Origin of the sequence: Chelatococcus reniformis (assembly GCF_014640075.1) — a bacterium.
Classification (GTDB): Bacteria; Pseudomonadota; Alphaproteobacteria; order Rhizobiales; family Beijerinckiaceae; genus Camelimonas; species Camelimonas reniformis.
In genome coordinates this window covers 96,274-122,747 of sequence record NZ_BMGG01000012.1, presented here as the reverse complement: position 1 = coordinate 122,747, position 26,474 = coordinate 96,274, and the positions used below count along the sequence as shown (strand labels likewise).

The following is a 26,474-nucleotide window of genomic DNA, read 5'->3' as shown; positions in this document are numbered from 1 at the left end:
CCGACGGCTGCCGGCCGCGGCGGCGCTGGGCGCCGCATGTGGCGCGTGGGTTCGCTGCAGGTATGGCGGGGGCTCAGCCTTCGCCGCTTGTTCCAGCTCTGAGTGCGGGAGGCCGGACGAGGCCCTAATCTGCTCCGGCACGCGACCGGACCCGCCATCTGGCGCAGCCGCGCACCACCGCGGTGAGCCGGATGCGACCGGCGCGCTTCTCATCGCGGCGAGGGCGGCTATGGTGATGGCCAAACAGCCTGATCGCAACGACCTCGGGAGAGCGCCATGACCTACGAGCACATCCTTTATTCCGTCGACGACCGCGTCGCGACCATCACGCTCAACCGGCCCGACAAGCTCAACGCCTGGACCGGGACGATGGAAAAGGAGATGCGGCAGGCCGTGGAGAACGCCGCCGATGATGCGGCGGTGCGCGCCATCGTCATCACCGGGGCGGGCCGCGGCTTCTGCGCCGGCGCCGACATGACCCTGCTCAGCGGCATCACGGCGGGCGATCGGCCGGCGGAGAACGGTGCCGCCAAGGCGCCGGCGCCCGCCAGCAACAGCGATTTCGACGCCAATTTCGAGCGGCGGTTCAGCTACCTGCTGCGCCTGCCCAAGCCGGTGATCGCGGCCATCAACGGCCCCATCGCCGGCATGGGTGTGTGCATGTCGATGTTCTGCGACTTCCGCTACATGGCCGACAGCGCCAAGCTCACCACGGCCTTCGCCCGGCGCGGCTTGATCGCCGAGCACGGCATCTCCTGGATGCTGCCGAAGCTCGTCGGCGTCACCAATGCGCTCGACCTGCTGCTGTCGGCGCGCACGGCGACCCCGCCGGAGCTCGAGCGCATGGGGCTGGTGCGGGTGCTGCCGGACGAGGATTTCCTCGCCGCCGTGCAGGGCATCGCCCGCGACCTGGTGACCAATTCCTCGCCCCGCTCGATCGGCGTGATGAAGCGGCAGGTCTACGAGGGGCTGTTCCAGTCGCTCGACGGCGCTTGGGCCGTCGCCGACGAGGAGATGGTTCGCTCCTTCGACAGCGAGGACTTCAAGGAGGGCGTCGCCCACTTCCTCGAGAAGCGGGCGCCGGCTTTCACCGGCCGGTAGAACGCAGCCGCATCGGGTGGATCTGCCCGGTCGCGGCCGGCACCGCCCGGCTCATGACACCTCTTCGGCGACGGCGCCCTTTTTCGGCGCCGTCCCTTCACTGAGGGCGCGCTGGAAGGCGAACACGCGCTCGGTCAGCAGCGCCTGGCCTTCGGCCGAGGCGGCGCCCCGCAGCGCCAGCGCGTAACCGAGGCCGGCGGCGGCCTGCAGGTTTTCCACCTCGATCTCGCCGATGACCCAATGCAGCATCACCGAGCGGAAGCTGTAGTCCAGGCTGCGTAGCAGCAGGTTGGTGTCGATGCCCTCCATCAGCAGGCCGGCGGCGGACGCCTCGTCCAGCAGCCTGATCCAGAAGGCCTGGCGCTTGGGGTTGAAGATGGCGTCGCGCTCCTCGGCGCCGGCGGCGGCGAGCACGCTGGTCCACAGCACGCGGTAGAAGACCGGATCCTTCTCGTAATAGCTGATGGCGAGCTCCGCGGCGCGCAGCAGCTTGTCGAGCGGGTTGAGGGTGCCGTAGCTGGCGAAGCGATGGCCGAAGCCCTTGATGTCCTCGAGCACCGCGAGCAGCACCGCCCGCTTGGAGCCGAACAGATTGTAGGGCGTGGCCAGGCTCACGCCGGCGCGGGCCGCGAGCGCCCGCATCGACAGGCCCGCATCTCCCGTCTCGCGGATCAGCTCGCGGGCAGCGACGATGATCCGCTGCCGTCGCTCGCTCTTCGCCGCCTCGCGTTTGCTCTCCATGGCTGCTCCGTCGCCCGGCCTCGTCAGGTGCGCCTTCTCATCATGCCTCGGTTGACGCCCCGCGGAAACTATATCACGTTATAAAAATATAAGGCACCCGATCCACCTGCGAATACGGGGAATCGGCGGCGCGTGGCGTTTTCGGGGGAGGAAGGTTTGCGTCTCGTTCACATTCTCGGGCTCGGCTGTCTCGGCGTGGTCGCGGCTGCGGTCGTGGGGTCGCCGGCGCGTGCCGAGGCGGCCAAGCCCGACGTCAAGTCCGACATCAAGATCGGCAATCTGGCACCTTACAGCGGGCCTGCGTCCTCCTACAGCGCTTTCGCCAAGACCCAGGCGGCGTACTTCCGCATGTTGAACGAGAGCGGTGGCATCAACGGCCGCAAGATCCAGTTCATCTCCTACGATGACGCCTACAGCCCGCCTAAGGCGGTGGAGCAGGCGCGCAAGCTGGTGGAGCAGGACGAGGTTCTGGCGATCTTCCAGTCGGTGGGCACGCCGCCCAACGCGGCGATCATGAAATACATGAACGCCAAAAAGGTGCCGCAGCTGCTAGCCGCCACCGGCGCCACCAAATTCGGCGACCCCAAGCATTATCCATGGACGATGGGCTTCTCCACCTCGGTCTACCGGGTGGAGAGCGCGATCTACGCCAAGTACATCATGGCGAACTACCCCAGCGGCAAGATCGCCGTGCTGTTCCCCAACGATGACTATGGCCGCGATATCTATCAGGGTTTCAAGGACGCGCTGGGCGACAAAAGGTCGATGATCATCGCCGAGGCGCCCTACGACACCTCGGAAGCGACCATCGATTCGCAGATCGCCAGGCTCAAGGCGTCGGGCGCCGACATCTTCATGAACTTCTCCACGCCCCGCTTCGGCGCCCTGGCCATCCGTAAGCTGGCGGAGCTGGGGTGGAAGCCGGTGCACTTCGTCAACACCACCGCCGCCTCGATCCCGCTCGTCTTGAAGCCGGCGGGCCTGGAGAATGCCGTCGGCGTGCTCACGGCCACGTCGATCAAGGATCCCGCCGATCCGCGCTACGCCGACGATCCTGGCGTGCGCGAGTACCTGGCGTTTATGGACAAGTACAACCCCGACGGCGACAAGACGAACGGCCAGAATGCCTATGGCTATCTCGCCGCCCAAGTGCTGCGGAAGGTGCTCGAGCAGTGCGGCGACGATGTCTCGCGCGCCAACATCATGAAGCAGGCGGCCAATCTGAAGGACCTCAAGTTCGGTCTCCTCTTCGACGGCATCACCGTCAACACCAGCCCGACCAACTATTTCCCCATCACGCAGATGCAACTGCTTCGCTTCAACGGCACCGGCTTCGATCCGGTCGGGCCGGTGACGTCCGAAGTGGTCACGCTGGACTGAGGAGTGCATCCATGAGCGTCCGCCCCGCCATTGCGCCCGCCGCCTTCGAATGCCTGCTCTACGAGGTCAAGGACCACATCGCGCTCATCACCCTGAACCGGCCGCAGCGTCGCAACGCGCTCAATCGGCGTGCCTACGACGAGGTCGAATCGGCGTTCCGCGCCGCGGCCGCCGATCCGGAAGTGCGCTGCGTCGTCGTCACCGGCGCCGATCCAGCCTTCTGCTCCGGCGAGGACGTGAAGGAGATGATGACCGGCGAGAAGCCGGCCGAGCGGCCGGCGCCGGTGGTGCGCCGGCCGCCGACGCCGGCCGCGCTGGCCGCGCTGGAGTGCGACCGGCCGGTGATCGCCGCCGTCAACGGCTCGGCGGTCGGCTGGGGCATGGAGCTCGCGCTCTATGCCGACATCCGCCTCGCCTCCGTTCAGGCGAGCTTCGCCGAACTGTTCATCCGGCGCGGGCTGATCTGCGACGTGGGTGGCCTGCTGCGCCTGCCCGCCATCGTCGGCCCCGCGAAAGCGGCGGAACTGCTCTACACGGGCGATCTTATCGACGCGGCGGAAGCCGCCCGCATCGGCCTCGTCAGCGAGGTGGTGCCCCATGGCGAGTTGATGGCGAAGGCGATGGACCTGGCTGGGCGCATCGCCCGCAACTCGCCGCTCGCGCTCCGCTATATGAAGGAGGGGCTCCGCCGCACCAGCTACGGCGATCCGCGCGAGATCGGCGGCTGGGCCATCGAGGTGATCTATCGCCTGTTCGATACCGAGGATCATCGCGAGGGCGTGCGCAGTTTCCTGGAGAAGCGTGAGCCCGTGTTCACCGGGCGCTGAGCGCGTGCGGACATCGGGCCCGGCGGGCTTCCGTGACGGATCACAAGCCCGGGGCCGCAGGAGGGAGGGCGCCATGAGCGCAGAGGCTGGATCCTGGATCAGGATCGGCGATCGCACCAAGACCAAGGACGAGGTCGACGAGCGTGCCCGCCGGGCCGCTCGCGGCTATGCCGAGCTCGGCGTCGGCCGTGGCGACGTCGTCGCGGTCTGCATGCGCAACGACTTCCCCTTCATCGAAGCCTCGGTCGGGGCGGGTTTCGTGGGCGCCTACGTGGTGCCGGTCAACTGGCACAACACGCCCGAGGAGGCGCGCTACGTGCTGGAGAACTCCGGCGCCAAGGTGCTGGTGATCCACGCCGACCTCTATCGCAAGCTCAGCCATGTCGTCCCGGCCGGCATCGCCGTCGTGGTGGCGGCGACGGCGCCCGCACTGATGAGGCCCTACAAGGTGGATGCCGAGAGTGCCCGGGTGCCGGACGGCGCGACCGATTGGGACGCGTGGATCGCGGGCTTGGCGCCGCTCCAGCCGCCGTTCGAGACGTCGCCGGGATCGATGATCTATACCTCGGGCACGACGGGCCAACCCAAGGGCGTGCGCCGGCAGCCGCCGACGCCGGAGCAGGCGCTCGCGAGCCAGCAGATGATGCGGACGCTCGGCGGCCTCGACCTGTGGACGCGGCCGATCAACGAGGTCGTCCTGCTGATCCCGGGGCCAGCCTATCACTCCAGCCCCAACGGCTGGATGTTCGCCTTCTACAATCTGGGTGCCAACCTGGTGATCGAGCCGCGCTTCGATCCGGAGGGGGTGTTGCGCACGATCCAGGACAACCGGGTGACCCACGCGCTGGCGGTCCCGACGATGTTCGTGCGCATGCTGGCGCTGCCGGCGCAAACGCGCGCGAAGTACGACCTGTCGAGCCTCGTGTTCGCCACCCACGTGGGGGCTCCCTGTGCCCCTCACGTCAAACGCGGCATGATCGATTGGTGGGGCCCGGTGATCACCGAGCACTACGGTTCGACGGAGGTCGGCGCCGTCACCTTCTGCACGTCCCAGGAATGGCTGGCGCACCCGGGCACCGTCGGCCGCCGGCTCGACGGCTGTCAGGTCGTGATCATGGGCGAGGACGGGCGCGTCCTGGAGGCCGGGGAGGCGGGGGAGATCGTCTGCGGTCGCGATCTCTATCCGGAGTTCACCTACCACGGGGACGACGGCAAGCGGCAGCGGTCGGGCCGCGGCCGGCTGGTCGCGACCGGAGACGTCGGCTACTTCGACGCCGACGGCTTCCTGCACCTGTCCGGCCGCGCCAGCGACATGATCATCTTCGGTGGCACCAACATCTACCCGGCCGAGATCGAGGCGGAGCTGATGAAGGTGCCGGGCGTCGCCGACTGTGCCGTCTTCGGCATTCCCGACGAGGAGTTCGGCGAGCAGGTCTGCGCGTTCATCCAGCCCACGGACGGGGCCGATCTCGACGCGGAGGCGATCCGGGCCGATCTGAAGCAGCGGCTGGCCAGCTACAAGCTGCCTCGGCGCATCGAATTCACGGCCAGTCTGCCGCGCGAGGACACGGGCAAGATCTTCAAGCGCAAGCTCAGAGAGCCGTTCTGGCTGGGTGTCGGCCGCTCGATCTGACCGTGAGGCCCTCGGCGGTGTCTTGCGCAGGTTGCGGCTGCCCGATTAACCAATCGGTAGCCATGCCAGCGCCTTTTTTCCGCCAAGATGAAACCGGCAGGCCGCTTCGGCGGTTGATGCCCCATGACATCTGAAGACCAGAATGCGGCGGTCGGCTTCAGCGATGCGGTCGTCGCCCATATGCTCGGCCGCGCCATTGCCGAGGGGTTGTCCGACGTGGTCGGGCAGCCGCTGCCGCCGGCGCTTGTCGAGCTCCTACACCAGCTCGACAACGTTCCGGTGTGCAGAGGTGGCATGGCGGCGGGTGCCCGGCGACCGGCGACCGGCACGGTCGGTTGATCACCGCCGACGGCGCATATGCGTTCCGAAGCGATCGTGGCCGGCCGACGGGCATCCGTCGACCGGCCACGATTCGTGCTCATTGGCCGCTGCGAGCGGGGCGGAGAGCCCTGCCCGCGATCGCGAGCCCGTATGCCTCAGGCAGCCCGCTGGGTGCCAGCCGACAGCGCCACCGTCCGCGCCGCGAGCCGCTCGCGTGTGGCCTGGGGAAGCTGGCGCCAAGCCTTGGCCCGCGGCAGGAGCATTTCGGCGACCGGCGCTTCGGGGGCTTCCTGCCAGTTGTCGAACGCGCGGCGGCTGACATTGTCGACGAAGGTTTCGGCCGCCACGCCCTCGACCATGACCAGGGAGTGATCGTCCAACTCGACGTGGTAGTACACGAACGTCTGAGGCGCCTGGCCGAACTGCGCGATGGTGGTGCCGTTGAGGAGGGCGCCAGCTTGCACCAGGCAGCCGTCGATCAACAGGGCATGGTCCGGGGAAACGTAGAGGTCCCGCTCCGGCAGGTTGGCGCCCAGCGCGCCGGCCTGGATGCGGACCGGCAGGGACTTGGCCGGGTCGGCAAAGCGACGCGACACGGTCTGCCTGGCGAGCCAGCGCACCGGCTTGGCGGCGCCGTCCGAGGTCATGACCAGGTCACCGGCCTTCAGCTCTTCGATGGCGACCGCGCCGTCCGGCGTGGCGACATGGGTGCCGGCCAGGAAGCAGGCGGCGATGATGAGGTTGCCGTCGTCGGTGATGTTCAGCGGGCCGGTGCCGGCGGTGAACCCCGTGCCGGTCGCGAAGGTCGTGCCCGCCACCGCGAAGCTGAGGATCTCGTTGCCTTCGGAGTCGTAGCCGGTGATCGTCTGGCTGCCGCCGTTCTGCACGATATCGTAGCTGGCGAGCGGCGACGCGAGATCGTTGAACTGGATCTTGTCGGTGGTCGCGTCGAAGCTATTGATCGTCAGGCCCGAGATATCGAGCAGCCCACCGCCGGCGTCGGCGACGAAGGTTCCGCCACCGCTCTGGAAGTTGATGGTGGTGCCGGTGATCAGGTTCAGCAGGTTGAAGCCGCCGGTGAAGCTGCCGCCATTGTTGAGGTTGATGGTCGATCCGGACAGGGCGGTGGCCAGGACACCCGGCGCGAAGGTCACGTCGCCGCCGTCAGCGGTGATGATCGTGTTGCTGAGGGCGGTGGCGCCGGTGCTGATCACGGCCGACCCGCCAACGTGGATGTTGGTCGTGCTCGCCAGGGCAATGACGGTCGTCACCGTGCCGTCGATGGTCGGCGGAACGAAGAACTGCGAATTCAGGATGCTGAGGATGTTCAGCGTGCCGCCGTCGGTTTGCAGGACGTTGCCGGCCGGAACGGCGTTGAACGTCTGATCGGCGAAGCCGGGGCGCACCACCGTGACGTTGACCAGACCCAAGACGGGATCGGATACGTTATAGCTCACGCCGCTGGTGGGATCCGTGTAAATCGGCATCTGATCGCTCTCCGATGATCGTTGCTCAACGAACGAAGCCGGGTGGCTTCGCTCGACATGGATGTTCCGGGCAGCCGCGCTGGGCATTGCGCTGCTCGGGTAGCTCGACGTCTTCACCCCGTGCGATCGGCTTCGTTAAGCCGCGGGCGCCGACCTGAATCCATGCGCACGGCAGAGGCGGCGCGACACGGATTCCGCTGATCACTTGCTATGAATTCGCTCAACGCGGCGGCCAGTCTTTTGGGTTGCCGGCCATGCCCGAGCAAGCGACTTAGATCTACAGTAGAAGCAGCCAATTCGCTTGGGCAGTCACCTTTCCGCGATCCACTGAGGTTTAATTCGAGGTCCGGCCGACGCAATTCCGCATTTGCAGGATGCGATCTTTGGCGTTGGCGACCGCGACGCCGCCGAATGCAGCTCCTATACTTCGAACAACAATAGCGAAACTGCGCGCCGCGCAGACGGCGTCGAACAGCGCCGGCGCGAGTCGGCCCTGCCCGCCGAGCGAATTCTCGCTGCGCGCCGCCGACGCAATCGTTTGAACTGACAAATATAGAAGGCCGCCCCCGAAGCCTCCTCTATTGTGATGACGACGAAAGGCCGACTCGCACACCAGGAGCATCGCGATCTGCTTATGCAGCGCCGCCGCGGCTCCGCGCCGAAATTCCGCTAACCCCCTTATCCCCCGAGGTAGATCCGCTACCTCTTACGCGGTACATAGCCACGGGTCGTGCCTGTAATCAAGCAAAAAAAGCGCGCGCTCTAGCTCTTCGGCGTATTGACTGCAAAGACGGGAGTCTGGCGCCGTTGATCTCGAATCCTTATTCCGCGTGCCGGGGCGGGCACGAGCATCCAGCCGACTGGGGTCGACCCGCTCGGGCTGAAAAATGGCCACTAACCGCCCGGTCAGGCATTTTTCGACCAGACTATGTTGGGTAGTCGACACACCGACGGCGTCGCCCCTCAGTAAACTACGCAAAAGAACGTGATCCGCGGCATAGGCAGGCCAACTTCAAGTAAGGTCGACTACTGAAGCGGCATTTGCCACTTCACCATTTGGCCAACTATTCCCCGGCCCTCACTATGCGTGGGCTGAGCAATACGTCGCCCGCGGCACCTTCCGCCGATCGCACTGCGTTGTGAAATTGGGCAGTCATTTGCCGCCCCTGCGCGAATCAAGGTCGGAAGAGGCGCGCTTCGCCTCTACTTGGGCGGTCCAGCGAGAGCCGGTCTACAGCGGACGACGCCGATTGTAGCCCTCCTGCGGCGGCCCGCGCGCTGCTTGACGCTGCGGCGCTTATCTATAACCTGTTCTAAAATTGTGCCGGCGTGGCTGTTTGCCGCGCCGGTGGTGCTTGGGAGGACGGCGGTCCGCGCGCGGATCGCGTCGCAGCGGGAGGCGGGCCGACGCTCATGGATTACCAGCAGATCACGTGCGAAATCGACCAAGGGCTCATGGTCGTCACGCTCAACCGCCCCGACAAGCTCAATGCCTATACCGGCGCGATGGGCTCCGAGATCGAGCACGCCTTCCGGTCGGCCGACGCGGCCGACGATGTACGGGCCGTCATCGTCACCGGCGCGGGGCGGGCCTTCTGCGCCGGCGCCGACGTGTCGGGCGGCGCCGACAGCTTCAATACGGCGGGCGAGCACGGCGCCGGCGTGTTCGGCAACCGTCTGCCGGCGAGCAGCCCGCGGTCGGGCAGCGGCTTCGTCGATGCCATCTTCTCCTGCCGCAAGCCGTCCATCGCGGCCATCAATGGCCCGGCCGTCGGCATCGGCATCACCCTGACCCTGCCCATGGACGTGCGGATCGTCGCCGAGGGCGCCAAGATCGGGTTCATCTTCGCGCGCCGGGGCCTGGTGCCGGAGGCCGGCAGCGCCTGGTTCCTGCCAAAGATCGTCGGGCTTCCGCAGGCGCTGCGCTGGGCCATGTCCGGCCGCATCTTCGGCGTGGACGAGGCGGTGGCCGCCGGTCTGGTCAGCGAGGCGGTCGCGCCGACGGACCTGCTGACCAGGGCCAAGGCGATCGCCCACGAGCTGACGGCGGACTCCTCACCCGTCTCGGTCGCGCTCACCCGGCAACTGATGTGGCGCTTCGCGGGCGCCCCCGATCCCTTCGGACTGCTCGCCATCGACGGCCCCATCTCGGTCGAGCGCGGGGGCCACGCCGACGTGCGCGAGGGCGTCCAGTCCTTCTTCGACAAGCGGCCGCCGTCGTTCCCCGGCAAGGTGTCCCAGGACATGCCGAGCCAATACCCCTGGTGGTCGGACGGCGAGAAGGGCTGAGCCATGGCCCAGCCAATGCCCGCGGCCGCCGATTCACCGACCCCCGCCGATGATCGGGCCCTGCTCGAAGACGGGCTCGGCCGGCTCGCGCCGCGCCTGGCGCCGGGAGCCGTCCGTATCTCCGGCCTGGTCCGCCTCTCCGGCGGCGCCAGCCAGGAGACGTGGGCCTTCACCGTGGACGGCGACAGCGGGGCGGCAGCCCTCATACTGCGCCGCGCGCCGGGCGGCTTCCGCCAGGCCGACACGGCGGCTGGGCTGGAGACCGAGGCCGCCGTGATCGGGGCCGCAGGTGCGGCGGGCGTGCCGGTGCCGCCGATCCTCCATGTCCTGGAGCCGCGCGACGGCATCGGTCGCGGCTTCGTGACCGCGCGGGTCGACGGCGAGACCATCGCCCGCAAGATCCTGCGCGACGAGGCTTTCGCGCCGGCGCGCCGCATCCTCGCCCGCCAATGCGGCGAGGTGCTCGCGGCCGTCGCCCGCGTGCCGGCGGCGGCGCTGCCGCCGCTGCGGACCAGCACGGCGCGGGCCCAGCTCGCCGACGTCGAGCGCCGCTACCGCCAGATGAACGCGGCCAAGCCGGTGTTCGAGCTGGCCTTCGCCTGGCTCGCCGACCGCTGTCCCGACGATAAGGTCGCGCCGGTGCTGGTGCATGGCGATTTCCGCAACGGCAACCTGATCATCGGGCCGGACGGCATCCGCGCCGTGCTCGACTGGGAGGTCACCCATCTCGGCGATCCGATGGAGGATCTCGGCTGGCTGTGCGTGAACTCGTGGCGCTTCGGCGCGCTCGATAAGCCGGCCGGCGGCTTCGGCTCGCGCGAGGAGCTGTTCGCCGGCTACGAGGCCGCCGGCGGCGCATCGGTCGATCCCGAGCGTGTGCGCTTCTGGGAGGCGCTGGGCTCCCTGCGTTGGGGCATCTCCTGCACGGGGATGACCGCCACCTTCCGGGCTGGCGTCGACACCACGGTGGAGCGCGCGATGATCGCGCGGCGCGCTTCGGAAACCGAAATCGATCTGATGAGCCTGATCGCTCCCCGCTGGTAGGACGAGATTGCACCATGCAGGACGAACCCACACCGCCGGAAATCCTAGGCTCCGTCGCCGCCTTCCTGCGCGACGAAATCATGGCCGCAGTCCCGGCGCACCTCGCCTTCCATGTGCGCGTCGCCGCCAACGCGGTCGATCTCGTGCGGCGCGAATTGGAGCTGGCGCCCGCCGCCGAGGAGGCCGAACGCGCGCGCCTGGAGGGCCTGCTGGGGCGCGGCGGCGCGGCGGACGAGCTCAACCGCGAGCTCGCCGATGCGATCGCCGCCCGGGCGCTCGATGCGGCGACGCCGGGCCTCGTCGAGCATCTGTGGGCGACGAGCCTGGAGAAGCTCGCCGTCGACCAGCCGGGCTACTCGGCCTATCGCCGTGCGAAAGAAATAAGCCGGCAAGATTAGCGCACGCGCTGGGTGCGCGCGACAACAGCCGGGACGCCGCCCGGCAAACGAACGGGAGGACGCCATGGACTTCAATCTGCCGCCGGAACTCGTCGCCTATCTCGCCGAGCTCGACCGCTTCATCGATGCCGAGATCAAGCCGCTCGAGCAGCAGGACGACAACATCCGCTTCTTCGACCATCGCCGCGAGCACGCGCGGACGGACTGGGATAATCAGGGCCTGCCGCGCCACGAGTGGGAGGAATTGCTGGCCGAGGCCAAGCGGCGGGCCGACAAGGCGGGCCATCTGCGCTTCTGCCTGCCCAAGGAGTTCGGCGGCAAGGACGGCTCGAACCTGTGGATGGCCGTCATCCGCGAGCATTTCGCCACGAAGGGGCTCGGCCTGCACAACGACCTCCAGAACGAGCATTCGGTCGTCGGCAATTTTCCCTTCATCGTCATGCTGCGCGACTTCGGCACCCAGGCGCAGAAGGACGAGTTCATTCCCGGTACGCTCGAGCGCACCCGGCGCATCACCTTCGGGCTGACCGAGCCGCACCACGGCTCCGACGCCACGCATATGGAGACGCGCGCCGTGCGGCAGAGCCGCGACGGCAAGCCGGGCTGGCTGATCAACGGCCAGAAGATGTGGACGACCGGCATGCACGTGGCCACCCACTGCGCCCTGTTCGCCCGCACCAGCGGCAATGACGGCGACGGCCGCGGCATCTCCTGCTTCCTGGTGCCGACATCGACGCCCGGCGTGAAGGTCGAGGAATACCTGTGGACCTTCAACATGCCCACCGACCATCCGCGGGTGAGCTTCACCGACGTGTGGGTGCCGGACGAGGCCCAGTTCGGCCCGCCCGAGCTCGGCCTGGCGCTGGCGCAGTCCTTCGTGCACGAGAACCGCATCCGCCAGGCGGCGGGCTCCCTCGGCGCAGCCGTCTACTGCATCAACGAGAGCGTCAAATACGCCCGCCAGCGCAAGCCGTTCGGCGAGGCACTGGCGGTCAACCAGGCGATCCAGTTTCCGCTCGTCGAGCTCGCCACCCAGGCGGAGATGCTGCGCCTGTTGATCCGCAAGACGGCCTGGGAAATGGATCAGATGCCCCACCCCGAGGTGGAGAAGGTGCTCTCGGACAAGGTGTCCATGTGCAACTACTGGGGCAACCGGCTGTGCTGCGAAGCCGCTGACCGGGCCATGCAGGTGCATGGCGGCATCGGCTATTCGCGCCACAAGCCGTTCGAGCACATCTACCGTCACCATCGCCGCTACCGCATCACCGAGGGCTCGGAGGAGATCCAGATGCGCAAGGTGGCCGGCTTCCTGTTCGGTTTCATGGGCCCGCGGCGCAAGGAGTTCACCGAACTGGAGCGGGCAGCGGCCGAATAGGCCGTTGGGGCGTTGACGCCAACGCGTCAATGCCGATCATGATGAACGGCAAAGGCGGTGCCACAAGGTCACCGCCGCATGACAAACGGGGAGGGACAACCATGGAAACGCGTGATCGCGCCCGCTCGCAATGGCTGAGCTGGGCGCTCGCCGCTGCTCTGGCGGCGGCGCCAGCGGCGGCGCTGGCGGAGGGTAAATACGGGCCGGGCACCTCCGACAAGGAGATCAAGATCGGCCAGACCATCGCCTACAGCGGCCCGGCGTCGGCCTATGGTCAGCTCGGCAAGGTCCAGACGGCCTATTTCGATTGGCTGAACAAGACCAAGGGCGGCATCAACGGCCGCAAGATCACCTTCATCAGCAAGGACGACGGCTACCAGCCGCCGAAGGCCGTGGAGAACGTGCGCAGCCTCGTCGAAGGCGACGACGTGGCGCTCATCTTCGGCGTGCTCGGCACGCCGATCAACATGAGCATCCGCACCTATCTCAACGGCAAGAAGGTGCCGCAGCTGTTCATCGCGGCGGGTTCGTCCGCCTTCAATGATCCCAAGAAGTTCCCCTGGACCATGGGGTGGCAGCCCAACCTCCACGACGAGGCGAAGTTCTATGCCAAGCATGTGCTGAGTGCCAATCCGAACGCCAAGATCGCCGTGCTCTATCAGAACGACGATTTCGGCAAGGATCTGCTCAACGGCCTGCGCGACGGGCTCGGCGACAGGGCCGACAAGATGATCGTGTCGACGCAGAGCTTCCAGGCGGCCGACCCGACCGTCGACAGTCCGCTGGTCATCCTGCACAATTCGGGCGCCGACACCCTGTTTTTGTTCACTTATTCCAAGCAGGGCGCCCAAGCGATTTCCAAGATCGCCGACCTCAACTGGAAGCCCGCCACCTATCTGCATCTGGGTGCCGCCTCGGTCGGCGCCACGCTGAAGCCGGCTGGCCTCGACAAGTCGACGGGCGTCATGACGGCCGGATTCATGAAGGACGTCACCGATCCCAAGTGGGCGGACGACAAGGATGTCAAGGAATGGCTCGCCTGGACAAAGGAAAACATGCCCGGCGCCGACATCAACGACAGCTTGAACCCGGCGGGCTACGCCTACGCCCAGACGATCGAGCAGGTTCTCCGCCAGGCGGGAGATGATCTGACCCGCGAAAGCATCATGAAACAGGCGGCGAACCTCAAGAACTTCCGCGTCGGCCTGCTGCTGCCGGAGAGCCGCATCAATACGACGCCCGAGAACTACGCCGTCGTTACGTACATGAAGCTGCAGCGCTTCAACGGCAAGAGCTGGGACTTCGTCGACTGACCATGCCGGCCGGATCGCCCGGCGCTGCGCCGGGCGATCCGGCCTGTCTTCCTCGCGAACCAAACGGGACCTCACCATGGCACGGCTCACAGGGCGCGTGGCGCTCGTCACCGGCGGCGGCAGGGGCATCGGCGCGAGCCTGGTGCGCCAGCTCGCGGCGGAAGGGGCGGCCGTCGTCGTCAATGACCTGGACGAGGGGCCCGCGGCCGAGAGCGTCGCCGCCATCCAAGCCGCCGGAGGGCAGGCCGTCGCCTGCGCCGGCAGCGTCACCGACGCGGATTTCCCCGCCCGCTTCTTCGAGACCGCGCTCACGCGGTTCGGCGCCGCCGACATCGTCGTCAACAATGCCGGCTACATCTGGAACGCGGGCGTCGGCGCCACCACCGACGAGCAGTGGGATGCGATGCAGGACGTGCATCTCAAGGCGGTGTTCCGTATCGCCCGGGCGTTCGAGCCGGTGCTGCGCCAGCAGGTGGCCAAGGACGATGCGGCAGGCGCCCGCCACCACCGCAAGTTCGTCAGCGTCTCGTCCGTGTCGGGCACCCACGGTGCCTACAAGCAGATCAGCTATTCGGCCGCCAAGGCGGCGGTGGTGGGACTCACCAAGAGCCTGGCGCGGGAGTGGGGGCGCTACAACGTCAACGTCAACAGCGTTGCATTCGGCCTGATCGGCACGCGGCTGACGCAGGAGATCAGGGGCGAGACGGCGATCACCGTGGAGGGCCGGCAGCACCGCGTGGGCCTGACGCGGGCCATCCTCGATGACCTCGCCGCCCATATGCCCCTCGGAAGGCCCGGCCGGCCCGACGAGGCCGCCGGCGCCCTGCTGCTGTTCTGCCTGCCCGAATCCGACTACATCACCGGCCAGGTCATCGACGCCGACGGCGGCGCGGCGCTCTGACACGAGGGTCCGACGCGGTCGCTACGCAGGCGAAAGGCTCGAGCGAAGCGCGATGTCCAGCCAGCCGAGCTCGTTGACCGTCGCCCGATCGCCCTCGCCGATGACCACCGTGGTGGTCTCGGCCTCGAAGATCGCCGGCCCGTCGAAGGCCGCGCCCGGCGCCAACGTCTCCATGCGGTGCACCGGCACGTCGCGCCAGCCGTCGAAATAGGCGCGGCGGCGGGCCGTTGCCGGCGCCTCGCCGTCGGGGGCCGGCGGCTCCCGCTGCGCTCGAGCGGGATGGTTTTTCGTAGAATCACCATCCGGCCGCAAGACCTCGCCTCGCGCATGATCTTGTCCAAAAGCCGGTGTCCACCTCTTGGGATCATGCTCTAGCGTAGGCACGGCGCCCACTGCGGCGACGCGGGCGTTCACGAACACCACCTCCTGGCCGCGGGAGGCGTAGGTGTAGAGGTCTTCGTGGCGGCGGTGGAAGCACTCCTCCACACGGGCCACCAGATCGGGCGCCTGCCAATCGATGTCGCCCAGCGCTACGTCGATCTCGAACACCTGCTCGCCGTAGCGCATCTCGGCCGAGCGCTCGGTGCGGATGGCCCCGTCGAACCAGGCCGTGAGGCGTGCGCGGGCCTGCCGCTCCAGCTCGGCGAAGACGTCCTGCATGCGGGCGCCGGTCATCGCCCCGCCGTCGCCCACGTGGGTGCGGCTGACCTCGTAACGCAGGTCGCTCGCCAGCATGCCCCAGGCGGAGAGCACCGACGCGACGGTCGGCACGATGACGCGGGGGATCTCCAGCTCGCGGGCCACCTCGACCGCGTGCAGGCCGGCGCCCCCGCCGAACGACAGCAGCGCGAAGCGGCGGGGATCGACGCCGCGGCGCAAGGTCATCAGACGGATGCCGTCGGCCATCTTGAGATTGATGAGCCGGTGGATGCCGAGCGCGGTCTGGTCGCGGGTGAGGCGCAGGCGCTCGGCCATGGCGTCCATGGCCCGTTCCGCCGCCGCCAGATCGAGGGGCCGGCGGCCGCCCAGGAAGGTCGCGGCGTCGAGGTAACCGAGCAGCAGGTTGGCGTCGGTGACGGCCGGTGCTGCCCCACCCTGGCCGTAGCAGGCGGGGCCCGGCACCGCCCCGGCGCTCTCCGGCCCGACGTGGAAGCCGCCGCCGGCATCGAGCTGGGCGAGAGAGCCGCCGCCGGCGGCGACCGAGGCGATGTCGAGGGAGCGCAGGGCGATACGCTCGCCGGCCAGTCCGCGCTCGCTCGACAGGGCCGCCTCGCCGCCGGCGATCAGGGAGATGTCGGTCGAGGTGCCGCCGACGTCGAAGGGGATGAGGTCGCCGATGCCGAGCAGCTGCGCGCAGCGGCGCGAGCCGGCGACCCCGCCGGCCGGGCCCGACAGCACCGTCGCCGCGGCCAGGCGGCCGGCCTCGTCGACCGGCGCCATGCCGCCGTGGGACAGGATGATGAACAGGTTGCCGGCGAGCCCGCCGTCGCGCAGCCGGCGCTCCAGATTGGTCAAGTAGCGGCGCACCGCCGGCCCGACATAGGCATTGACGACCGTCGTGGAGAGGCGCTCGTACTCCTTGATCTGAGGCAGCACATCGCTCGAGCGCGAGACGTAGACGTCGGGCAGCTCGCGCGCCAGCCGCTCCACGGTGGCGATCTCGTGCGCCGGGTTCTTGTAAGCGTGGAGATAGCAGACGGCGACGGCCGCCACGTCCGCGGCCCGGATCGCGGCGATGGCGGCGTCGAGAGACGCCTCGTCGAGCGCCGTCTCGACCGTCCCGTCCGGCCGCAGCCGCTCGCGCACGCCAAGGCGCAGACGGCGCGGCACCAGCGGCGCCGGCGGCGCCACGCGCAGGTCGTAGCGGGCGTCCTTTAGCCCTTCGCGCATCTCCAGCACGTCGCGGTGGCCCTCGGTGGTCAGCAGCGCCACCCGTGCGCCCTTGCGCTCCAGGAGGGCGTTGGTGGCGACCGTGGTGCCGTGCACGATGCGCTCGGTGCGGGCCAGCATCTCGCCGAGCGGCAGCCCGTGGCGGCGGGCGAGTTCATCGAGCCCCGCCATGACGCCGATGGACGGGTCCTGCGGCGTGGAGGGGGACTTGGCGAACAGCGTGCGCCCGTCCGCATCGACGGCGACGAGATCGGTGAAGGTGCCGCCGACGTCGATTCCGATCCTGAGCGAAGTCACCTCACGCGCCTCCCTGCGCCGCCACCAGATCCTCAGCCACGTCCCGGGCGCGCGCCGCGGCGCTGCGCTCGGACGGCGGGCCCCAGCCGCCCCCGCCGCCGGAGCGGACTTCGAACACGTCGCCCGGGCGAACGGCGATGCCGACCTCCTTGGTCCTGAGCGTGCGGGGAGGCTGGCCGGCCGAGAGCAGACGGTAGGCGTGGGGCCGGCCGTCGTGGCCGCCGAGCATGCCGCAGGCGCCGTGGCGGGCCCCGTCGCCGGCCGTGTTGGCCAGCGCCGGCTCTGCCGTCTCGACCACGAGATCGAGCGCTACGCCGAGGCCGCCGCGGTGGCGGCCGTCACCGCCCGAGTCCGGGTCGAACTCGTGCCGCCGAAAGTGCAGCGGGAAACGTGCCTCGGCGAACTCCACGCTGCCGAACTTGAGCCCGCCGACGGTGTGCCATTCACCGATCGAAGACCAGCCGTCGCCGGCGACCGAGGCGCCGCCGCCGGGCCTGGCATGGAACATGTGCCAGATGAAGCTGCGGCCGGTGCGCGGGTCCTCGCCTTGCAGGGCAATGCGGAAGCGGCGGCCCCAGCCCGCCATCGCCCGCGCCGGGCAGGATTGCGAGAGCGCCTTCACGATCGCCTCGACGATCTCGTTGGATGGATGGCTGGTGCACATGGTCACCGGCCGGCCGGGCTCGGCCCACACGATGGTGCCCTCGCGCGCCACCACCGTCACCGGGCGGAACGAGCCGGCGTTCTTGGGGATGTCCGGATCGATCAGGAAGGCGAAGGCCATCATGCAGGCCGACTGCATGTTGGCGTGCGAGGAGTTGACGAAGCTGGTCGACTGCTCGTCCGAGTCCGAGAGATCGATGGTGATGTCGCTGCCCCGCTTGGTGACGCGGGCATGGATGCGCAGGTCCTGCCGGCCGTGGCCGTCGTCGTCGAGGAAGGCCTCGCCCTCGAAGACGCCATCCTCCCATTCGGCGACGATGGCTCGGGTGCGTTGCTCGGCGGCGTCGAAGATACTGGCGACGGCGTCCATCACGGTCGCGCCGCCGAACTCCGCGAATAGCCGGCCGAGGCGCCGCTCGCCCAGGTGCGCGGCTCCCACCATGGCGGCAAGGTCGCCGCGGAAGTCGCGGCCGTTGCGGGTGTTGAGCGCCAAGAGGTCGACGAGGTCGTCGCGCGGCCGTCCCGCCTCGTGGAGGCGGATCGGCGGGATGCGCAGGCCCTCTTGCCAGATCTCGGTCGCGCCGGGGTTGTAGCCGCCGTAGGTCGACCCGCCGATGTCGCTCTGGTGCGCTCGTACGACCGCCCAGAACAGGCGGGTTTCGCCGTCGAACACCGGCACGAAGGCGGTGAGGTCCGGCAGGTGCGAGCCGCCATGATAGGGATCGTTCATGAGGATGACATCGCCCGGCGCAACATCCCGGAATCGCTCCTCGACCGCCTTGGTGGCCCACGGCAGGGCGCCCACGTGCACGGGGATATGATCGGCCTGCGCGACCAGGCGGCCCTGCGTGTCGGTGATGGCGATCGAGAAGTCCCGGCTGGAGTTCAGGATCTGCGAGTAGGAGGTGCGTAGCATCGCCTCGCCCATCTCGGTGACGATGGACGACAGGCGGTGCTCGACGACGGAGCGGGTGATCGGATCGACGGCGCTGGACATGGGTGCTTCTCGTGCCTGGCCTGTGAACGCAGGCGGTGGGCGGGGTCTCAGGCGGCCGAGGCCAGGAGGGCGGCCGACACGCCGGCGACGATCGCCTCGACATCGTCGTCGGACATTGGGGTCGACAGCGCCATCAGGCCATAGCCGGCCATCAGCACGCCCTCGTTGAGCAGCGCCTTGAAGAAGGCGGCCTGCCGCCTGGCCTCGGGCTCGCGCAGATGGGCGGAGCGGTAGTCGCGCACCGGCCGGTCGGTGAAATGGATCTTGAGCAGCGAGCCGAGCCCCGTCGTGCCGCCGGCGACGCCGTGGCGGCGGAAGGCCTCGTCGATGCCGCCCCGGACGGCGTCGCCGAGCGCCGCGAGGCGCGCGAAGGCGGCCTCGTCGAGCAGCTCCATGGCGGCGATGCCGGCGCGCATGGTGACGGGGTTGGCGGAGAAGGTGCCGCCGTGCGGCAGCGCCGGCGTGCCCTCGCTCGGGTCGAAGACGGCCATCACCTCGGTGCGGCCGCCGGTCGCGCCGACGGGGAAGCCGCCGCCCATGATCTTGCCGAAGGTGGTGAGGTCGGCGTCCACGCCCCAGAGGGCCTGCGCGCCGGCGAATCCCAGGCGAAAGGAGATGACCTCGTCGAAGACGAGCAGCGCGCCCACCTCCCGCGTCACCTCGCGCAGGGCCTGGATGTAGGCGCGGTCGGCAGGCGCCAGCCCGGCCCGGTTCGGCATCGGATCGATGAGCACGCCGGCGAGCTCGGGCCCGTGGGTGCGGATCAGGCTCACGGCGCCGTCGATGTCGTTGAACGGCAGCACGACGACGTCGTCGAGCACCCCCTGGGGCGTGCCGCGGGCATAGGCGACGGCCGCGGGCGGGCCCTGGTTCCATGTCTCCGGCTTCGTTTCGAGGCTGATCTCCGCATAGTCGTAGCTGCCGTGGTAGGCGCCTTCGCACTTGGCGATCTTCGGCCGGCCGGTGAAGGCGCGAGCCGCCTTCAAGGCCATCATCACGGCCTCGCTGCCGGAGTTGCTGAAGCGCACCTGCTCGACCGAGGCGACCCGCCGGCAGAGCAGCTCGGCCAAGTCGATCTCCGATTCCGTCGGCATGCCGAAGGCTGTGCCGAGGCGCGCCTGGCGGCAGGCGGCCTCCACCAGCACCGGGTGGGCGTGGCCGTGAATCAGGGAGGTGAAGTTGTTGATGCAGTCGATGCGCGCCACGCCGTCGGCATCCCACACCCGACAGCCCTCGCCGCGGGCGGCGTAGATCGGGTAGGGCTTCATGAAGACGGTCGTGCGCGTGTTGCCGCCCGGCAGGCTCGCCTTGGCACGGTCGTGCAGGGCCTTGGAGCGCGCGGCGGGGTCCGGATAGGTCATGGACGGTCTCCTGGGCGGCGGGACGCCGCTGCAAGGGCGGGCGCCTGCGCCGGGTTGAGGCGGACCCGGGCGGCGGGTCGGGGTGGGCGGGCGGCCATCAGCGGCCGAGATAAGCTTCGCGGACGCGGGGGTCGCGCTTGAGCTCGGCGGCGGCGCCCTCCAGCACGACGCGGCCGGTTTCGAGCACGTAGCCGCGGTCGGCGACGGCGAGCGCCAGGACCGTGTTCTGTTCGACGACGAGGATGGTGAGGCCGCTTCTGCGGATGCGGCCGACACGCTCGTAGACCTCCTCGGCCAGGCGCGGCGCGAGGCCGAGGGAGGGCTCGTCGAGCAGCAGCAGCCGGGGGCGGGCCATCAGCGCCCGGCCGATCGCCAGCATCTGCTGCTCGCCGCCGGACAGCGACCAGCCGAGCTGCCGGCGCCGCTCCTTGAGCCGCGGGAAGAGCTCGAAGACCTGTGCGATCTCGTCCCCATAGCGGCCGCCCGGGGGTCGCCAGGGCGAGGTCGCCAGCACCAGGTTCTCCTCGACCGTGAGGCCCGGGAAGATGCGCCGCCCTTCGGGCGCATGGGCGATGCCCAGGCGGACCCGCCGTTCGCACGACAGGCTGTCGAGCGGCGAGCCGTCGAAGCTGATGTGGCCGCCGCGCACCTTGTTGAGGCCCGAGATGGTCTGCAGCAGGGTGGTCTTGCCGGCGCCGTTGGCGCCGATCAGCGCCACCGTCTCGCCGGCGCGCACCTGGAGCGTCACCCCGTGCAGGGCCACGATGTCGCCGTAGGCGACGGTGAGGTCGCTACAACCCAGCATGGGAGAACCCTTCGCCCAGATAGGCGGCGAGGACCGCCGGATCCGCCTGCACGGCCGCGGGCGTGCCCTCGGCGATCCTGCTGCCGAAGTTCAGCACGACGATGCGCTGGGCCAGCCGCATCACCATGCCCATGTTGTGCTCGATGAGGACGATGGCGAGACGGCGTTCAGTGCTGATGGCGCGCAGGCGGGTCATCAGGTCCTCCACCTCGCCGGAGTTGAGCCCCGCCGCCGGCTCGTCGAGGAGCAGGACGCGCGGCTCGCAGGCGAGCGCGCGGGTCAGCTCGACCATGCGGCTGTTGCCGTAGGAGAGCGAGCCGATGGCGTGCTCGGCGAAGCGCTCGAGGCCCATGCGGGCGAGCTGCGCGCGGGCGAGCTCCCGCAGCTCCCGCCCGCTGCGGCCGGGCCGGTTGGCGACGCCGGTCATGACGTTCTCGATGACGCTGAGCCGCCCGAACAGGCGCCCGCGCTGGAAGGTGCGCCCGAGCCCGGCGCGGACACGGGCATGCGTGGACGCGTGGGTGATGTCGCGCCCGTCGAGCGCGATGTGTCCCGCCGTCGGCGGCGTGAGCCCCGTCAAGACATTGAGCAGCGTCGACTTGCCGGCCCCGTTGGGGCCGATCAGGGCGACGAACTCGCCTTCCTCGACACGGATGTCGATGTCCGAAAGCGCGAGCAGCCCGCCGAAGCGCTTGCTGATGCCCTCCGCGCGCAGGATGCTCATGGCCGGCTCGCCTCCTCGGCGCCGATGGCTGCGTCCGCCTGTGGCGGCGCGGGGCGGCGGACCCAACGCGTCGCCAGGCCGACAATGCCGGTCGGCAGGAAGATCAGGATGGCCAGCGTCATGAGGCCGAAGAAGGCGAGGTAGGCGTCGCCGAGCACGCGCAGCCATTCCGGCAGGAAGGTCAGCAGCACCGCGCCCAGGATGGCGCCGGCGATCGTCGCCTCGCCGCCCACGATCAGCATGGCGAGGTGCGTGATCGAGTGGGCGTAGCTGAAGTCGTCGGGCGAGATGAAGTGGATGTGGGTGGCGAACAGGCACCCGGCCACGGCGGCGTAGAGCGCCGACAGGGTGAAGGCGGCGACGCGCATGCGGGTGACGTTGATGCCGGTCATGGCGGCGGCCGTCTCGTCGTCGCGCACCGCCATCATGGCCCGGCCGTAGCGGGAGCGGTGGATGACGGCCGCGATCAGGGCGAGCGCGGCGAGCACCGCCAGGCCGAACCACAGGAACGGCCGCTCGCCGGAAAGCTCGTGGCCGGCAATCGTGAGGCCGGGAATGTTGGCGATGCCGTTGGTGCCGCCGGTGAGATCGATCCAGTTGGTGGCAACGATGCCGAAGCTCACGTTGAGCCCGAGCGTGGCGAGCGCCAGGTAGTGGCCTTTGAGGCGCAGCAGCGGGTAGCCGAGCACGGCGGCCGCGAGCCCTGTGCCGATGACGGCCGGAACGGCGGCAAGCCAGGGCGACCAGCCGAGCTTCGTCGTCAGGATGGCGAGGACGTAGGCGCCCAGGCCCACGAAGGCGGCGTGGCCGAGCGAGATCAGCCCGGCGTAGCCGAAGGCGAAGTTCAGCCCTACCACGGCGACGGCGGCGACCACCGCCAGGTTGAGCAGGCGCAGGGTGTATTCCGAGACGATCAGAGAGAGCGCCAGGCCGACGATGAGCAGCGCGGCAACGCCGAGAAGCGAACGCATGGCCGTCACCCCCGATCCTGGATGCGCTCGCCGAAGACCCCCTGCGGACGGAGCAGCAGGAACAGGATCATGGCGCCGAAAGCGATGAGGTCCTTGTAGGCGGAGGACACGTAAGCGGCGCCGAGGACCTCGGTCAGGCCGACGAAGAGGCCGCCGGCGATCGCCCCGGGCAGGCTGCCGAAGCCGCCGATGATGGTCGCGGCGAAGGCCTTGAGGGCGATGGGATCGCCCATATTGACGTCGGCGAACCACATCGGCCCGAGCATCAGCCCGGCGACACCGGCGAGCACGGCCGCCAGGATCCAGGTGAAGGCCAGCAGCGCCCCGACCTTGAGCCCCATCAGCCGGGCGGCGACCAGGTCCTGCGCCACCGCCCGCATGGCGATGCCGAGCGTGGTGCGGTTGAACAGCAGCCACAGCAGGCCGATCAGCACGGCCGTGGTGACGACGACCGCGATGGCGTGCACCGGCACCACCGCGCCGGCGATGTCGACCGTCATGCCCTCGAACGGCGAGACGAGGCGAAACGGCCACGAGCCGAACCCGAGCAGGGCCGCGTTCTGAAGCGTGATGCCGATGGCCACCGTGCCGATGATCATGGTGACCGCCGGGCTGTTGCGGAGCGGCAGGTAGACGACCGCGTAGAACAGCGCCCCGAACAGCGCCATTGCCGCCAGCGCCCCCAAGTAGCCCGCCGGCAGCGACCAGCCGCCGTTGACCAGCGTGGCGACGCCCGCGAACGTGCCGAGCATGACGAACTGCCCGGCGGCGAAGTTCACGACGCCGGTCGCCGAGTAGACGATGACGAAGCCGATGGCCGCCAGCGCGTAGACGCTGCCGAGCGCGAGCCCGTTCATCAGGAGCTGGATGAAATCGGCCATGGGGCTTTGCTAAGGCGAGGAAGGGGGCGTCAGTCGAGCTTGACGCGCTCGAGCAGCTCGAGCGTCTTGGTACCGGGCTTGGCCTTGACCACCGCGACATCGGTGACGCCGTTGCCCTTGCCGTCGAAGCTGTAGACGTGGCCGACGCCGTCCCAGCCCTTGACCGCGGCCAGCCAGTCGCGCAGCGCCTTGGGGTGGGTGCCGACCTTGCGCATGCCGTCGGCCATGAGCATCGCCCCGTCGTAATAGGCGAGCCCATAGGGGTCGGCGTCGGTGCCGAACTTGGTCTTGTAGCGGGTGGCGAAATCCTTCATGCGCTCGCCGGCGCTGGGATCGACGAAGGCGTCGACGACCCCCCAGACGTTGTCGAGGTCACCGGGGGAGAGGAGCTGCATGGCCGCCGGCACGAAGGCGGCCGAAGACGACAGGATCGGCATCTTCAGGCCGAGCATCTTGGCCTGGCGAAGCAGCAGTGCCCCGTCGGCGGGGTAGACGAAGGCGAGGATCACATCGGCGCCCTTGGCCCGCAGGCTGAGCAGCTGGGCCGAGAAGTCCTTGTCGTTCTGCCCGTAGGCTTCGGTGCCCACCACCGGCACGCCGAGCGCCTCCAGCTGCTTGGCCGCCACCTGGGCACCGCCCTGGCCGAAGTCGTTCTGGATGTAGACGATGCCCGGCTTCGCCGCCCGAAGCTTGGCCTTCAGGAACTGCACCATGGCGCGCGCGGTGACGCTGTCGGCGGGCCGGATGCGGAACATCCAGCTGTTGCCGCCCTCGGCCACCGCGTCGGCGCCGCCGGCATACATGACCGGGATGGCCGCCTTCGCAACCTCCGGCGCCACCGCCAGGTTCTGCGTCGAGTAGCTGGTGATGAAGGCGAACGGCGGCTTGGTATCCTGTATCAGCTTGACGAAGGCGCTGACGGCCGTGCTGTTGGAGGCGCCCGCATCCTCGATCGCCAGCTTGAGCGGGCGGCCGTTGATGCCGCCGGCCGCGTTGATGTCCTCCGCCGCCATGGTGAGCGTATTGAAGTACTGCTTGCCGGTCAGCGACAGCGGGCCGGTTGTCGGCACGGTGGCGCCGACGACGATGGGCGCGTCCGCCGCACGCAGCGGCACCGCCATGGACAGGGCGGTCGTCGCAGCCGCCAGCGAGAGCAGGGTTCGCCGTGTCAATCTCATGCCGCGTGCTCCTGGTGCCGGTGTTGCCGCGGCCGCGCCGCTCGTGTTAGTACCGAAAATCGGGACTAAGTTCCGTTTAACGGTTTTAGTTAGGGGCCCATTCGCGGCTCTGTCAACTCGCCATCGGGATTGCCGTGCCTCGCAAATCAGCAGACCTCATGGATGATGCGGCCCAAGCGGGCGGCCCGTTGGAACGCTACATCGCCGTTCTGGAGCTGGTGGCGGCCTTTCCCGGCGCCATCACCGCCAGCGATGTCGGCTCGCTGCTGGGGTTGCCGAAGACGACCGCGCACCGCCTTCTCGGCGGGCTGGCGCGCTCGGGCCTGATCAAGGGCGGGGACGGCCGCAACCGCACGTTCCGCCTGGCGGACAGGCTGGTGCGGCTGGTGCACATGTCCGCCGACGGCGGCTGGATCGAGGCGCTGGTCCGACCGCAGCTGGAGGCCCTGGCGGCCGAGCGCGGCGAGACCTGCTACGTTAGCCGCCTGGTCGGCCACCGCGTGCATGTGGCCGTGACCGTGTCGCCGGAGGTCAGGTGGCGCGCATTTGTGCAGCCGGGCATCGAGATGCCGCCGCACGCTGCCGCGACCGCCAAGGTGATCCTGGCGTTTCAGAGCCCGTCGCTCGTCGCGCGGGCGCTGGCTGAGCCCCTGCCGCGGCTCACGTCGCAGACCCGCACCGATCCCGAGCTGATCCGGGCGGAATACGCGAGCGTCCGCGTCCAGGGCTATGCCACCTGCATCTCCGAGATCGACGAGGGGCTGGGCGCGCTCGGCGTGCCGATCGTGCAGGCGAGCGGGGCCGTGCTGCACAGCGTCGGCATCGTCGGGCCGGTCCCGCGCATCATGAACGACGCCATGGCCACCCGCATCGCGAGCCTGCGCGCCGCCGCCGCCCGGCTGTCCCAGGCCCTCTCGCTGGGCTCGGCGATCGCCGCACGGACGTCTGAGTTGCCACAGCTGTGACGACGCCGGGGGCTGGTTAGCAGGCGGCCAACCCGAAAAACGTCCGCCCGGGCCCGCCGCTGCCCGGACGCTTCATCAACACGTTGCGCGGCAGTCACGCCGTCATCACCGCTTCAACGGAGGAGCCGGAACTTCGCGGACTGCGCGCCGGGGCGTCGGTCGCCCAGGCCTATGGAAGGGGCGCGGCAATCGCCTCCCATCGCACGGTTTGACTTACCCCTTCGAACCCAGAATGGTCCGCGCCAGGAGCGAACGAGGCATTCGACTGCGATTGGGACGTGGAGACTTCGGCGGATGGCAAGGAGAGTGACGAAGTTGAGAGACGAGGTGATCGCTTTCAAGCGCGATCGCATCGTCAAAGCGGCAGAAAAGCTATTCTACCAGCATGGTTACGACAGCACGACCGTTGATGCGATCGCCGCCGAACTGAAGACGACAAAGCAATTCATCTACTCATATTTCGACAGCAAGTCCGAAATCCTGTTCATCGTCTGCCAAGCGGGAAGCGCGCTGGCGCTCGAGATGGCAGAGCGCATATCGAGATCGGAAGGAGAACCGGGCAAGCAGCTCGACGAACTCATTCGCGGCTTCGCACGCGTCATTACGCAGGAGAAGATGTCCGTCGCGATCTTCATCCGGGAAGAGAAGAATCTGGAGCCCGCGCATATCGCCGAGATCAACCGCCGCCGCCGCGCCTTCGACCAAATTCTGTCCGGCATCCTGGACGAGGGGCAAAGCAAAGGCCTCTTCCAGGTCGATGATACCCAGACGACCGCCCGGCTGATCTCAGGTATGATCAACTTCACCTATTCCTGGTTCAAGCCCGGACGAAAGCTGTCGGCGCAGGCCCTCGCCGAGACGACGGCGCGGCTGGTGCAACGAATGGTGCGGGCATCCTGAACGAGGCCGCGGCCAAGGCGCCCGGCAGAGGC

The 26,474-nt window shown here is 68.8% G+C and carries 24 protein-coding genes; 13 read left to right on the top strand and 11 right to left on the bottom strand.

Translation table 11 applies throughout. From position 1 onward, the window contains the following. The first annotated feature begins 276 nt into the window (after window positions 1–276). A complete protein-coding gene (locus IEW34_RS28360) occupies window positions 277–1,101 on the top strand; it encodes an enoyl-CoA hydratase (protein WP_188612611.1) in 825 nt (274 codons plus the stop codon). Window positions 1,102–1,152: 51 nt separating this feature from the next. On the opposite strand, the gene IEW34_RS28355 is transcribed toward IEW34_RS28360, so the two are convergent. Beyond that, window positions 1,153–1,842 (bottom strand): TetR/AcrR family transcriptional regulator, encoded by a 690-nt coding sequence (locus tag IEW34_RS28355; protein WP_188612610.1) that lies wholly within the window; start codon window positions 1,840–1,842, stop codon window positions 1,153–1,155. A 156-nt stretch (window positions 1,843–1,998) separates the two neighbouring features. Here IEW34_RS28355 and IEW34_RS28350 point away from each other — a divergent pair, with 156 nt between their 5' ends. The 4 genes from IEW34_RS28350 (at window position 1,999) to IEW34_RS28335 (ending at window position 6,021) form a co-directional block, all read left to right on the top strand. Beyond that, window positions 1,999–3,222 (top strand): ABC transporter substrate-binding protein, encoded by a 1,224-nt coding sequence (locus IEW34_RS28350; RefSeq protein ID WP_244642272.1) that lies wholly within the window; start codon window positions 1,999–2,001, stop codon window positions 3,220–3,222. A gap of 11 nt (window positions 3,223–3,233) precedes the next feature. Continuing rightward, the gene (locus tag IEW34_RS28345) at window positions 3,234–4,049 is read left to right on the top strand and encodes an enoyl-CoA hydratase/isomerase family protein (protein ID WP_188612609.1); all 816 of its coding nucleotides are present in this window, start codon (window positions 3,234–3,236) and stop codon (window positions 4,047–4,049) included. A 73-nt stretch (window positions 4,050–4,122) separates the two neighbouring features. Beyond that, window positions 4,123–5,682, top strand: a complete 1,560-nt coding sequence (locus IEW34_RS28340; RefSeq protein WP_188612608.1) for an acyl-CoA synthetase — start codon at window positions 4,123–4,125, stop codon at window positions 5,680–5,682. Window positions 5,683–5,805: 123 nt separating this feature from the next. Next, window positions 5,806–6,021 (top strand): hypothetical protein, encoded by a 216-nt coding sequence (locus tag IEW34_RS28335; protein ID WP_188612607.1) that lies wholly within the window; start codon window positions 5,806–5,808, stop codon window positions 6,019–6,021. Window positions 6,022–6,158: 137 nt separating this feature from the next. On the opposite strand, the gene IEW34_RS28330 is transcribed toward IEW34_RS28335, so the two are convergent. After that, window positions 6,159–7,490, bottom strand: coding sequence for a Hint domain-containing protein (locus IEW34_RS28330; RefSeq protein ID WP_188612606.1), 1,332 nt, complete (start codon window positions 7,488–7,490; stop codon window positions 6,159–6,161). A gap of 334 nt (window positions 7,491–7,824) precedes the next feature. Then, window positions 7,825–8,112 (bottom strand): hypothetical protein, encoded by a 288-nt coding sequence (locus IEW34_RS28325; protein WP_188612605.1) that lies wholly within the window; start codon window positions 8,110–8,112, stop codon window positions 7,825–7,827. 791 nt (window positions 8,113–8,903) lie between these two features. Here IEW34_RS28325 and IEW34_RS28320 point away from each other — a divergent pair. The 6 genes from IEW34_RS28320 to IEW34_RS28295 all read left to right on the top strand — a co-directional run bounded on the left by IEW34_RS28320 (window position 8,904) and on the right by IEW34_RS28295 (window position 14,810). Then, window positions 8,904–9,779 (top strand): enoyl-CoA hydratase-related protein, encoded by an 876-nt coding sequence (locus IEW34_RS28320; protein WP_188612604.1) that lies wholly within the window; start codon window positions 8,904–8,906, stop codon window positions 9,777–9,779. A 60-nt stretch (window positions 9,780–9,839) separates the two neighbouring features. After that, entirely contained in the window at window positions 9,840–10,823 is a 984-nt protein-coding gene (locus IEW34_RS28315) for a phosphotransferase family protein (protein WP_373288347.1), read from the top strand. A 14-nt stretch (window positions 10,824–10,837) separates the two neighbouring features. After that, the gene (locus IEW34_RS28310; protein ID WP_188612603.1) at window positions 10,838–11,221 is read left to right on the top strand and encodes a DUF6285 domain-containing protein; all 384 of its coding nucleotides are present in this window, start codon (window positions 10,838–10,840) and stop codon (window positions 11,219–11,221) included. 64 nt (window positions 11,222–11,285) lie between these two features. Continuing rightward, window positions 11,286–12,596 (top strand): acyl-CoA dehydrogenase family protein, encoded by a 1,311-nt coding sequence (locus IEW34_RS28305; RefSeq protein WP_188612602.1) that lies wholly within the window; start codon window positions 11,286–11,288, stop codon window positions 12,594–12,596. A 101-nt stretch (window positions 12,597–12,697) separates the two neighbouring features. Continuing rightward, window positions 12,698–13,909 (top strand): ABC transporter substrate-binding protein, encoded by a 1,212-nt coding sequence (locus tag IEW34_RS28300; protein ID WP_188612601.1) that lies wholly within the window; start codon window positions 12,698–12,700, stop codon window positions 13,907–13,909. Between the two features lie 76 nt (window positions 13,910–13,985). Then, entirely contained in the window at window positions 13,986–14,810 is an 825-nt protein-coding gene (locus tag IEW34_RS28295; protein WP_188612600.1) for an SDR family NAD(P)-dependent oxidoreductase, read from the top strand. Between the two features lie 21 nt (window positions 14,811–14,831). On the opposite strand, the gene IEW34_RS28290 is transcribed toward IEW34_RS28295, so the two are convergent. From IEW34_RS28290 to IEW34_RS28255, 8 genes are all read right to left on the bottom strand, one after another. Then, on the bottom strand, window positions 14,832–16,997 hold the full coding sequence (locus IEW34_RS28290; protein WP_188612599.1) for a hydantoinase/oxoprolinase family protein: 2,166 nt from the start codon (window positions 16,995–16,997) through the stop codon (window positions 14,832–14,834). Window position 16,998: 1 nt separating this feature from the next. Beyond that, window positions 16,999–18,657, bottom strand: a complete 1,659-nt coding sequence (locus IEW34_RS28285) for a hydantoinase B/oxoprolinase family protein (protein ID WP_188612598.1) — start codon at window positions 18,655–18,657, stop codon at window positions 16,999–17,001. A gap of 47 nt (window positions 18,658–18,704) precedes the next feature. After that, a complete protein-coding gene (locus IEW34_RS28280) occupies window positions 18,705–20,018 on the bottom strand; it encodes an aspartate aminotransferase family protein (RefSeq protein ID WP_188612597.1) in 1,314 nt (437 codons plus the stop codon). A gap of 97 nt (window positions 20,019–20,115) precedes the next feature. Continuing rightward, on the bottom strand, window positions 20,116–20,823 hold the full coding sequence (locus tag IEW34_RS28275) for an ABC transporter ATP-binding protein (RefSeq protein ID WP_188612596.1): 708 nt from the start codon (window positions 20,821–20,823) through the stop codon (window positions 20,116–20,118). After that, window positions 20,810–21,547 carry an ABC transporter ATP-binding protein gene (locus tag IEW34_RS28270; protein ID WP_188612595.1) on the bottom strand — a complete coding sequence of 246 codons (738 nt, stop codon included), beginning with the start codon at window positions 21,545–21,547 and terminating at the stop codon, window positions 20,810–20,812. Before IEW34_RS28270 ends, IEW34_RS28275 begins: the two co-directional genes overlap by 14 nt. Further along, window positions 21,544–22,518: a branched-chain amino acid ABC transporter permease gene (locus IEW34_RS28265; RefSeq protein WP_188612594.1), complete on the bottom strand. Its 975-nt coding sequence runs from the start codon at window positions 22,516–22,518 to the stop codon at window positions 21,544–21,546. The genes IEW34_RS28270 and IEW34_RS28265 overlap by 4 nt, the downstream gene beginning before the upstream one ends. 5 nt (window positions 22,519–22,523) lie before the next feature. Continuing rightward, window positions 22,524–23,399, bottom strand: a complete 876-nt coding sequence (locus tag IEW34_RS28260) for a branched-chain amino acid ABC transporter permease (RefSeq protein WP_188612593.1) — start codon at window positions 23,397–23,399, stop codon at window positions 22,524–22,526. Window positions 23,400–23,428: 29 nt separating this feature from the next. Beyond that, on the bottom strand, window positions 23,429–24,577 hold the full coding sequence (locus IEW34_RS28255) for an ABC transporter substrate-binding protein (protein ID WP_188612592.1): 1,149 nt from the start codon (window positions 24,575–24,577) through the stop codon (window positions 23,429–23,431). A gap of 158 nt (window positions 24,578–24,735) precedes the next feature. Here IEW34_RS28255 and IEW34_RS28250 point away from each other — a divergent pair, with 158 nt between their 5' ends. After that, entirely contained in the window at window positions 24,736–25,542 is an 807-nt protein-coding gene (locus IEW34_RS28250) for an IclR family transcriptional regulator (RefSeq protein WP_188612591.1), read from the top strand. A 315-nt stretch (window positions 25,543–25,857) separates the two neighbouring features. After that, the gene (locus tag IEW34_RS28245; RefSeq protein ID WP_188612590.1) at window positions 25,858–26,442 is read left to right on the top strand and encodes a TetR/AcrR family transcriptional regulator; all 585 of its coding nucleotides are present in this window, start codon (window positions 25,858–25,860) and stop codon (window positions 26,440–26,442) included. The last annotated feature ends 32 nt before the right edge of the window (window positions 26,443–26,474 follow it).

Excerpts from the sequence above, each read along its gene's own strand:
- IEW34_RS28340 (WP_188612608.1), top strand. The coding sequence starts at position 4,123 with ATGAGCGCAGAGGCTGGATCCTGGATCAGGATCGGCGATCGCACCAAG.
- IEW34_RS28355 (WP_188612610.1), bottom strand. The coding sequence starts at position 1,842 with ATGGAGAGCAAACGCGAGGCGGCGAAGAGCGAGCGACGGCAGCGGATC.
- IEW34_RS28280 (WP_188612597.1), bottom strand. The coding sequence starts at position 20,018 with ATGACCTATCCGGACCCCGCCGCGCGCTCCAAGGCCCTGCACGACCGT.
- IEW34_RS28270 (WP_188612595.1), bottom strand. The coding sequence starts at position 21,547 with ATGAGCATCCTGCGCGCGGAGGGCATCAGCAAGCGCTTCGGCGGGCTG.
- IEW34_RS28250 (WP_188612591.1), top strand. The coding sequence starts at position 24,736 with ATGGATGATGCGGCCCAAGCGGGCGGCCCGTTGGAACGCTACATCGCC.
- IEW34_RS28255 (WP_188612592.1), bottom strand. The coding sequence starts at position 24,577 with ATGAGATTGACACGGCGAACCCTGCTCTCGCTGGCGGCTGCGACGACC.
- IEW34_RS28295 (WP_188612600.1), top strand. The coding sequence starts at position 13,986 with ATGGCACGGCTCACAGGGCGCGTGGCGCTCGTCACCGGCGGCGGCAGG.
- IEW34_RS28335 (WP_188612607.1), top strand. The coding sequence starts at position 5,806 with ATGACATCTGAAGACCAGAATGCGGCGGTCGGCTTCAGCGATGCGGTC.
- IEW34_RS28285 (WP_188612598.1), bottom strand. The coding sequence starts at position 18,657 with ATGTCCAGCGCCGTCGATCCGATCACCCGCTCCGTCGTCGAGCACCGC.
- IEW34_RS28305 (WP_188612602.1), top strand. The coding sequence starts at position 11,286 with ATGGACTTCAATCTGCCGCCGGAACTCGTCGCCTATCTCGCCGAGCTC.
- IEW34_RS28275 (WP_188612596.1), bottom strand. The coding sequence starts at position 20,823 with ATGCTGGGTTGTAGCGACCTCACCGTCGCCTACGGCGACATCGTGGCC.
- IEW34_RS28360 (WP_188612611.1), top strand. The coding sequence starts at position 277 with ATGACCTACGAGCACATCCTTTATTCCGTCGACGACCGCGTCGCGACC.
- IEW34_RS28310 (WP_188612603.1), top strand. The coding sequence starts at position 10,838 with ATGCAGGACGAACCCACACCGCCGGAAATCCTAGGCTCCGTCGCCGCC.
- IEW34_RS28265 (WP_188612594.1), bottom strand. The coding sequence starts at position 22,518 with ATGCGTTCGCTTCTCGGCGTTGCCGCGCTGCTCATCGTCGGCCTGGCG.
- IEW34_RS28325 (WP_188612605.1), bottom strand. The coding sequence starts at position 8,112 with ATGCTCCTGGTGTGCGAGTCGGCCTTTCGTCGTCATCACAATAGAGGA.
- IEW34_RS28320 (WP_188612604.1), top strand. The coding sequence starts at position 8,904 with ATGGATTACCAGCAGATCACGTGCGAAATCGACCAAGGGCTCATGGTC.
- IEW34_RS28345 (WP_188612609.1), top strand. The coding sequence starts at position 3,234 with ATGAGCGTCCGCCCCGCCATTGCGCCCGCCGCCTTCGAATGCCTGCTC.
- IEW34_RS28260 (WP_188612593.1), bottom strand. The coding sequence starts at position 23,399 with ATGGCCGATTTCATCCAGCTCCTGATGAACGGGCTCGCGCTCGGCAGC.
- IEW34_RS28330 (WP_188612606.1), bottom strand. The coding sequence starts at position 7,490 with ATGCCGATTTACACGGATCCCACCAGCGGCGTGAGCTATAACGTATCC.
- IEW34_RS28300 (WP_188612601.1), top strand. The coding sequence starts at position 12,698 with ATGGAAACGCGTGATCGCGCCCGCTCGCAATGGCTGAGCTGGGCGCTC.